Source organism: Acidisphaera sp. S103, assembly GCF_009765975.1.
Classification (GTDB): Bacteria; Pseudomonadota; Alphaproteobacteria; order Acetobacterales; family Acetobacteraceae; genus Rhodopila.
Genome location: NZ_LMUJ01000008.1, coordinates 1 through 8,771 on the forward strand (window position 1 = coordinate 1; position 8,771 = coordinate 8,771).

Annotated in this window: 7 protein-coding genes and 2 pseudogenes; 4 read left to right on the top strand and 5 right to left on the bottom strand. The window is 59.1% G+C overall.

From position 1 onward, the window contains the following. Positions 1-107: 107 nt before the first annotated feature. From GSQ89_RS00220 to GSQ89_RS00235, 4 genes are all read right to left on the bottom strand, one after another. Positions 108-743: an ATP-binding protein gene (locus GSQ89_RS00220; protein WP_174254809.1), complete on the bottom strand. Its 636-nt coding sequence runs from the start codon at positions 741-743 to the stop codon at positions 108-110. Beyond that, positions 730-1,671, bottom strand: a complete 942-nt coding sequence (locus GSQ89_RS00225; RefSeq protein WP_216855942.1) for a Mu transposase domain-containing protein — start codon at positions 1,669-1,671, stop codon at positions 730-732. The genes GSQ89_RS00220 and GSQ89_RS00225 overlap by 14 nt, the downstream gene beginning before the upstream one ends. 830 nt (positions 1,672-2,501) lie before the next feature. After that, the gene (locus tag GSQ89_RS00230; RefSeq protein WP_158920783.1) at positions 2,502-3,041 is read right to left on the bottom strand and encodes a hypothetical protein; all 540 of its coding nucleotides are present in this window, start codon (positions 3,039-3,041) and stop codon (positions 2,502-2,504) included. Positions 3,042-3,612: 571 nt separating this feature from the next. Then, positions 3,613-4,143 carry an SOS response-associated peptidase family protein gene (locus GSQ89_RS00235; protein WP_158920786.1) on the bottom strand — a complete coding sequence of 177 codons (531 nt, stop codon included), beginning with the start codon at positions 4,141-4,143 and terminating at the stop codon, positions 3,613-3,615. A 686-nt stretch (positions 4,144-4,829) separates the two neighbouring features. Here GSQ89_RS00235 and GSQ89_RS38305 point away from each other — a divergent pair. The 4 genes and pseudogenes from GSQ89_RS38305 to GSQ89_RS00255 all read left to right on the top strand — a co-directional run bounded on the left by GSQ89_RS38305 (position 4,830) and on the right by GSQ89_RS00255 (position 8,443). After that, positions 4,830-4,991, top strand: a complete 162-nt coding sequence (locus GSQ89_RS38305) for a transposase domain-containing protein (protein ID WP_216855943.1) — start codon at positions 4,830-4,832, stop codon at positions 4,989-4,991. Positions 4,992-5,499: 508 nt separating this feature from the next. Continuing rightward, the gene (locus tag GSQ89_RS00245; protein WP_158920789.1) at positions 5,500-6,936 is read left to right on the top strand and encodes a Hint domain-containing protein; all 1,437 of its coding nucleotides are present in this window, start codon (positions 5,500-5,502) and stop codon (positions 6,934-6,936) included. Positions 6,937-7,136: 200 nt separating this feature from the next. Next, positions 7,137-7,652: pseudogene (locus tag GSQ89_RS00250) on the top strand (DUF4372 domain-containing protein); the annotation flags it as partial. A gap of 80 nt (positions 7,653-7,732) precedes the next feature. After that, a pseudogene (locus GSQ89_RS00255) lies at positions 7,733-8,443 on the top strand (IS6 family transposase). An 87-nt stretch (positions 8,444-8,530) separates the two neighbouring features. On the opposite strand, the gene GSQ89_RS38310 reads toward GSQ89_RS00255, so the two are convergent. Further along, on the bottom strand, positions 8,531-8,771 hold a 241-nt coding region (locus GSQ89_RS38310), incomplete at its 5' end, for a hypothetical protein (protein WP_216855944.1).

The window sequence follows — 8,771 nt, forward strand, 5'->3', positions numbered from 1 at the left end:
CACCAGACGATCCGCTGCCCCGCGGGGGGCCGCAGGCCGACTTTTTCCGGGGCATGGGCCTGCGGTCGGGCTACGCCCTCCCTACACCCCACGCCCCGGAAACTTTCTCATCCTGATTGACGGGGATTCTCACCTTGATTGTCGCGCGGCGAGGTCTTCTCGTAAAGCTGACTGATCAGATGGAACAACAGCGCGCCGCCGGAGGCAGGGAACGGCAGATATCCCAATCCATCGAGGATCACGGCGTCGGCCTGCAGCAGTTGCCGGGCCATACTCCCAGCCTTGCCCTGCTGTTTTTCCCGCTCCAACTGGTTCACCAGATCGACGGCGTTAAAGAAGCGCACGCGTTTGCCCTGATGGATGGCGGCCACGCCCAGAGGCGTCGTCAAGTGAGTTTTCCCGGTGCCCGTTCCGCCGACCAGAATCAAATTATGCGCCGTTTCCATAAACCCGGCGCTCGCCAGTTGCTGGATCTGCGCCGGCGGCAACGGCGTTTCCGGCCAATCGATGCCGGTGAGGTACCGATGCACCGGGAAGCGCGCCGCCTTGAGCTGATACCGCAGGCTGCGAACCTGCCGATCGGCCAGTTCGGCCTCGATCAGTCGATCCAGCCAGGCCTCGGGTTGCACCGGCCGCCGCGGCCCCTCGGCCAGCAACTCGCTCCAGGCCGTCGCCATGCCATACAGATGCAGCGCGCCGAGTTGAGCCAGGCGGTCAATGCCAATGAGGTTAGTGGAGGACATGGCTCACCTCGCGCAAGTGGTCGTAGCGGCCGCAATCGGCGAGCGGTTCGATCCGGAGCTTCAGCATGTCGGGCACGTTCAGCATGATCGGTTGCCCCGGCGCGACCAGCCGACGCATCTCGTTCAGCACGACGGACGCCGTGACGACGGTGCCGTCCGGCACCAGCTCACAAGCCACTTGCAGCGGTTCCAGACCGACCTCGCGCGCCATCAGCAGCAACTCGACGAAGGCCCGATCGCCCTTGGGCTGCTTAAGGATGCGGTCGCGCACAAGCCGAATGGAGGTGGGCAGATCCCAATCGAGGAACGGCACGCCATTGCGCAACGCGCCGGGCTTTCGTTCCAATATCGGCAGGTAATGCCAGGGATCGCAGATCAACTGATCACGCCCGAAGCGGCGCGCGTGTTCGACGATCACCGCTCCGTCCGCCACGACGCGCACCTCGCCCGTCGTGCTGCGCACCGATACCGCACGACCCGCAAACGCCGCCGGAACGCTGTAACGGTGGCGATCCAGCACCACGAGGCAGGTGCTGGACACCCGCAGCATATGCTCCACATACCCATCGAAGGTCGCCGGGATCTGCCGTAAAGCAAGCTGCTCGGTAATGAAGCCAGTGGCGATCGACTGCTCCGGGGTCACCGGATGCTTGCGCTGCGCCAGTTCCCGCCAGCGCGTGGCCAGCCGTTCGTTCAACGCCGCGAAGCTGGCAAACCGCGCCAGCGGCGTGAACAACCATTCCCCGATGTTGCCGACCTGGTTCTCGACCTGCCCCTTCTCCCTGCCCGAGGCCGGGGTGCAAGCGACCGGTTCGAACAGATAATGGTTGGCCAGCACCATGAAGCGGCGATTGAACAAGCGTTCCTTGCCACTGAAGATCGTTTCCACGACCGCCTTGAGGTTGTCATAGACCATGCGCTGGGGCACCCGGTCCTCAGCCAAGTTTCCAGCGTCGCCTGGAATGCCCCCAACATCGGCGTCAGCTGCTTGTCACGGCGGTAGATCGGTTCGGATTGAGTGCGGCAATGCTTACGAACGGTCGGACGAGACAGTTTCAGGTCACGCGCGATCGAACTGATGCTCTCCTTGCTGATCAAATGACGGCGCCGGATCTCGGCAATCATATCCATAAAAAACACCCCAGATTCTCCAGCGTAAACGCCGGATGATCGCATGGGCCAGGGTGGAAACTATTGGACGCTGTTTACCCTCGGACTCTGGAAAGTTTTGCACGCTGTTTTACGGTAGGTCGAGACGCGATCTTGCGCGGTGCTGAGCACGAAGTTGTCCTCCTGATTCTGGTAAGCCCAGAGCGCACCGCGCTTGGTGCAAAAGGAGCAGGTGCAGCGAGTCACCGTCTCCGGCTGTCTCGCCACCGTGAACTGGGTGGCACCGCAGTGACAGCTTCCCTTTACGGCCATCGTCCTGGTCTCCGGTTCAGAAAATCAACCGATCCGATCTTGGAAGCTGTCAGCCATCAGACAATGGAATTCCTGACTGGTTTGAGCCGCCCTCTCATGATCTTGTATCTGCACATGGACCAAAACCTTGGACCAGCCGATGCATCGCCTCCGCCTCCGCTGCAATCAGCTTGGTGACCCCAAAGACGTGCCTAGTGAGGTACAGACCGGTCATCCCTGGCTGCATAGGAAGGTTCCGCTCTACGTTTGACGATTGCGAATTTCATGTTCTCCCAGGTCCGCGCTGCGGACGTCATCCACCCTATCTGCTTTGGGCAAATCGTGTGGTGGTCCCGTTTAGAGTGCCGAGCAAATCTCGGGATGCTGCTCCACGAGAGTCTGCGCCTTTTGGAGCATGTCGTCGCACTCCGGGCGAAGTTCGGCCTGCCGCTTGCGGATAGGGTTGAACTCACCGTTTGAGCCGCCGTGCTTGCGCATCACGACCGCACCATATTCGGTCGCGAAAGCCGGGCAACTTCTGGTCAATTTTTGCCAGTCTGCGCCGGGACCTGTTCCAGCTACGTCATTCGTTACGGATGGGCATTGCGGATTATGGCTTTGTGCGACCTTGCACGTAATCGACCCCTGAAAGACGTTGAGCAGGCAGTGATCTTGTTTGGCGCTATAGGTTTGGAACAAGCCATCGAGTGCTGTACTGAAGCGGCGGGCGCCGAACGAAGTCTGAAACAGCCCGGCTTCCGCGCTGTCGGCTGTCGTGAAACATTGGCTGACGTCGCGACCCTCACAATATTTGCCCGAGCTTTCCATCATGCCGAGGCCGATCAGAAGCGCGTAGCTGTGCCGCAGAGTGTCAACTCCCGCCGTGTCGTTCGTCATGCCCAGTGCTTGGAAAGTTGGTTGATAGACAGCTAGTGCATCGTCTGCGTGCGAAGAGTTATCGATTGGGGCAGAGACCACTTGCACATCGGGACGCTGCGGCTGACAGACTGCGCGCGCGAACACAACCGTCACACCCTCGATATAGGAGGTCGGGGCCTTTCCTCGGGCCGTCCAGTTATGAGCGGCACATTGGGAGCCGGATGCAATGGCTCTGAGTGCCGTAACCCCATCCGAGCCAGCAGATCCGGGCGCCGGAGGCGCCACGTTTTGAGCCCGCAGGACGGAAGCCCCGTCAGCTACAAGCCACGCTGCAAGTACAACAGTAAAAAGAGAATGCTTCCCCATGGCCGTTTTCTCCCTTTGCCGGTAACACTAGCACGTTTGTAACATCGGGGAAGGCTGCATGTGAGCGAGCGCGGACAGCAGAGTGACGTGGCGGCGTTAAGCCGAAGCATTGAGGGTTGAGCTGTGCCCCTGAATCCTCCTCTTTCTGGGTTGGTTAGGAGAAGAAGTTGCTTCGTTCGGTTGATATTACTCCATTGCTTTACCCCGCCAGTAGTCCCGCTGGCTACATTCGTACATCTTCAGAGAGCCTTTGATGCACCTGCCAGCCGCTGGGTGAACACTGCCGGAACCTTGGCATCCTCGGGCGCTGGATGTGGTGCATGCAATGTATCGCGACGTCGCCGCTCGCTTCAACCGTGACGATACAGTAGGTCCGTACGACCGTTCCATCCGACCGAGCGAATGTATCCCATATAGCCGCCTGGGCCATTCGTTGACCGTCCGCGCGCCTGATCGCGAAAAGCTTGCCGGTCCCTCCCACGCTCTGCTTGAGGTAAATCTCCGTCGCCGGGGCAATCCCGCGTTTTTGGGCAAAGACCTCTCGGAAGATCCGCAAAGTCTGTACGGTTTCCGCCCTCGCGCGGATCGGCTGGGGGGAATCCGGCTGTCCGTCGAACATCTCCCGTCTCAGACCCCAATCCAGCAAATCCATGTGGCGCTTCCCCGTGTTGGGGTTGCGTCGGACGACCTGTCCACGTCCGCCAGCCTGGCCAACGTCGCCGAGGTTCAGGTCGTTTATGATGGTTGTGTCCATGCCCTCTTCCTCGGTTGATTCCCTCGCAGCACATCAAATTCGCGCACCACACGGGCGGATTTTCCGTACCGTCGGACCTCGGCCAGAATGACCTGGGACGGTTCGGCACGGCATTGGCCGCCAGGGCGGTATCCGCTACAGCGCAAACGCGTGACGACTTCATGGACCCGCATGTCGGACCCGTGCCGTTCGGCCAGTTCCGCGGTCGTGAGCGTGCCTCGATGTCGGCACCGGCTGCACACGATCTGAAATTCCCAGCCACGGAGGTAACGCATCGGGGTGACAGGGCCGAGTTTGGCATTGTTCGCAGGTTCGGGCATCACGCATCACTCGTGCATACCGGGCGACGCTGGTCGGACCACCACCAGGCCTGCCAACCGCAATTCGCCACCAGGTGCCGCTCACAAGTGCCTGCGAGATAAAGGTCGGCTTCTCGGGAACCGAGGATGCCTCGGTTGATTGCGCTCCTCAGCACAACCATCACCTCGCTGTCCGCCAGGATTGGCCACGCCGGGAACAGGGGCAGTTGCTCGTCCATGTTGAGAACGTACAAGGAACATGAAACGAGTCGAGTCGCAAATTGAGAATGCGGCGCAGCACGCGGGAGGCGAGGGGGGATCTGGCTATGGCTGGAAGGTGGTTCCGGTCGTGCGGTCCGGGGAAGGCCGCGTCACCATCCTGGATTGATGGGCGTCGACCCGCGCGCCTGGTTGGCCGGTACGCTGCCGCGGATCAATGACCACCCTGTATCCCAGCTCCACGTCTTACTTCCTTGGAACAGGGATCCGCGTGTTGCAACAAGCCACGAAGCGTCGCCGACAACGGTGTTCGGCGGGGGTTCCACTTGATCCAGCATGCTGCGCTCGAAAAGGCAGTATCCGCGACGTTATACGAAGGGAAGCGAATGACGGAATACGAAGAGAGATTGCCAAGTCCGAGGATCGGGAGACAAGTCGTTCGTTGCAAGCGAGCGCAAAATCGCCGGGCCTATACGGATGAAAATGTCAAATCTTTTACGATATAACAACATTATGTGGCGAATGGCTGGAGTGTCGGAATCATCGCAGAACCAGTCCAGCTGGTTAAATTCTACGAATTGATTATGCCGTAGCATACGTTTGATGTAGCGTCGCTGCGGAAATAGCACCGACGGATGCCATTGCTTGTGTTATTGGGCGTCAAATCAATGGTCACCGCCGATGGCATCGAGCCCGACAAAGCTAAATATTTCACAGTTCTTTCATTCGTTAAAACAAGTAGTTTAATGTAACTTTGCGACTCCCTTTGGTCGGGTTAGCGTTCCTCCCAATGCAGCAGATCTGAAATAAGATTTCAGCAAAAGCGGGAGAACCGATCATGAGTGTCTCGGCGGGAAATCTAGACCCACTATTTGGGGCATTATTTACGACCGACGATGAATACACGCTACATGTGCAGTCGTACACAACCACCGGGACGGGATTATCCGAAAGCATCGCGTCGCTGACGGTCACAGTGGGGACGCCTGACCTGGGCGGAATACTGCACCCCAACGTAGACTTCAACATTTCGGCCTTCAGCGACAGTGCGAACACCATCACTGAAATTCCCGGCGATACTGTTGATCCTCAGTCGGCTACGGAGTTTCAGCCGTCGGTGGTGCTCGGGTATCAGCCCAGTTCATTGCTCCTGAGCGCCCTCTCATCTTTCGACATAGCGTTCGGCCTCGACAACAATCAGAACATGGATTCGTCTCTGTCGATCCTGTCGGCGACGCCCCTGGTTGCCGGATCGACGATAACCTTTGGCGCGGATGGCACGTTCACCGCACCACTAGATGTCGTGTGCTTTTGCGCTGGCACCCGGATCGCCACACCGGTTGGCGAGATGGCGGTTGAGCGTCTTGGTGCAGGAGATTTCGTGGCCACTGTGTCCGGACGCCTCCGGCGCATTGTCTGGATCGGCGAAGGACGTGTGATGGCATCCCGAGGCCGCCGGACGGCCGCCACACCTGTGATCGTCCGGAAAGGCGCGCTGGCAGACAATGTGCCATGTCGCGACCTTCGGCTCACCAAAGCCCATTCTCTCTTCGTCGACGACATGCTGATCCCCGTCGAATACCTGGTTAATCACAGGTCGATTATCTGGGATGATCGCGCGCAAGAAGTCGCGATCTATCACATCGAACTCGAAACCCACGACGTGATCATCGCGGACGGGGCGCCTGCCGAAAGTTACCGCGACGATGGAAATCGATGGCTCTTTCAGAACGCGAATTCCGGATGGGGCCATCCGCCCAAGGAAGCCTGTGCCCCCGTGGTGACGGGAGGACCTATCGTCGACGCGGCATGGCGACGCTTTCTGGATCGTGCAGGAGGCCACCTCGAACTCCCGTTGACTGATGACCCTGATCTCCACCTCAACATCGATGGAAAGCGAGTGGATGCGTCCAACTGCTCCGCTGGCGCTTACATATTTCGCATACCGAGCCACGCCGGGTCGGTGAGGATCAAGTCACGAGCGGCAATTCCTTGCGAGATCGGCTTATCTCGCGATTTTCGACAGCTCGGCGTAGCGCTTTCCCGGATCCTCGTCCGTAAGGGGACCAGATTTCACGAGATTGATCTCAGCGCCTCCGGCTTTGTCGATGGATTTCATGCATACGAGCGTGACGGCAGAGTCCGCTGGACTGATGGTGATGCTGACATCGCTGTATCGCTCCTCAATGTGCTCGGCGGAGAACGGGAGCTGATCGTGCATATTGGCGGCCGCGCCAGATATCTCGACGAAGGCATTCCCCAGAGTGCGGCATGAGAAATCAACGCGACTATCGAATGATACACTGGGGGATTTGAATGGCGTTTCAGTAGACTGCCAGCATCACTACTGTCCGGAGTTTTCCGAACGAATTGCATAGAAGCATCTGACCCGTAAGAGTTTTTTGGCGATTTTGGGTGGTGTCGATTTGAAGTTGGTGGCGGTTTCCCCGACGCTTGTCCGGGGAGGGTCCACCGATGAACGCTGGCAAGACGCTGTTCTCGCAACTGATGGATTGCCTGCCCTGGAGCACGTTTGCGCGGATTGCCGCGCGTTACCAAGGCGACTACTCGGTGCAGACGTTTCCATGCACCGAACAATACCGGGCCATGGCGTTCGCCCAACTGACCTATCGCGAGAGCCTGCGCGACGTCGAGGCATGCCTTACGGCCCAGCCGGCGAAGCTCTGGCATATGGGTTTTCGCGGCCGGCGTTCGACCCTCGCGGATGCGAACCAGGCCCGCGACTGGCGCATTTACGCGGAATTCGTGCAGCGGTTAATCGCACAGGCGCAGCGGCTTTATGCTGGCTAGAAGTTATTGTTAGACCTGGACAACACAGTTTACGCGTTGGATTCGACCACCATCGATTTATGTCTGTCATTGTTCCCATAGGCGCATTTTCGATCGACGAAAGCCGCTGTGAAGATGCACACGTTGCTGAATTTACGCGGCAACATCCCGAGTTTCATCCACATATCTGACGGCAGGCTGCGCGGTTCTGTTGCAGCTTTTCGTCGCGATCGGGGCCGGGTAGAAGTCGTGCCATGGGGAAACAGCGACAAGCGGCGCAGGTGCGGCAGGGTAAATCCTTCAAGGGCCGGCAATTCGCCGCGGAGGTGATCCTGTGGGCAGTCCACTGGTATCTGATGTTCCCCGTCAGTTACCGCGATCTCGAGCTCATGCTGCTGGACCGCGGCGTCGAGGTGGACCACACCACCATCTTCCGATGGATCCAGGCTTAGGCGGCCGAACTGGACAAGCGGATCCGGCCGCACCTGCGCATAAGCAACGGCTCTTGGCGGGTGGACGAGACCTATGTGAAGGTCAAGGGCCGCTGGATGTATCTGTATCGAGCGGTGGACAGCCACGGCCAAACCATCGACTTCCTGCTCTCGGCCAAGCGCGACACCGAGGCCGCGAAGCGCTTCTTCCGCAAGGCGTTGGCGCAGCCGCACACGGTGAACCCGAGGACCATCACGGTCGACAAGAATGCGGCTTATCCGAAGGCGGTCGCGGAGGTGAAGAAGGACGGCGAACTCTGGCGCTGGTCACGGCTGCGACAGGTGAAATACCTCAACAATATAGTTGAGCAGGACCATCGGAACGTCAAACGACTGGCCTGTCCGGGGCTTGGCTTTGGCGGTTTCTGGACGGCTCGACGAACACTGGCTGGCTACGAGACGATGGCAATGATCAGGAAAGGACAGGTTCGGAATATCGGTGGTCGCGATATCAAGGCCCAGGCAAGGTTCATCGCCACGTTGTTCGCAGTCGCCGCCTGATAGGTAAGTCGGTCCCGCCTAGCGGATCCCTCTCAACCCAAGCAAAAGGCTGCAACAGAACCGGACGGCGAGACGAACGCTGGCAGGCTACGAGACGATGGCAATGATCAGGAAGGGGCAAGTTCGGAACATCGGTGGCAACGACATCAAGGCCCAGGCGCGGTTCATAGCAATGCTGTTCGAGGTCGCTGCCTGATAGAAAAGTCGATCCCCTCTGGTGGATCCCTCGCAGCTTAGAACCTGACTCGAAATCAAGCGATCGCCTGGTAATCTCGAGCGATCCTGCGGATGAGCAGGAAGCCCATGGCCAGCATGAACCAAGCCTGCG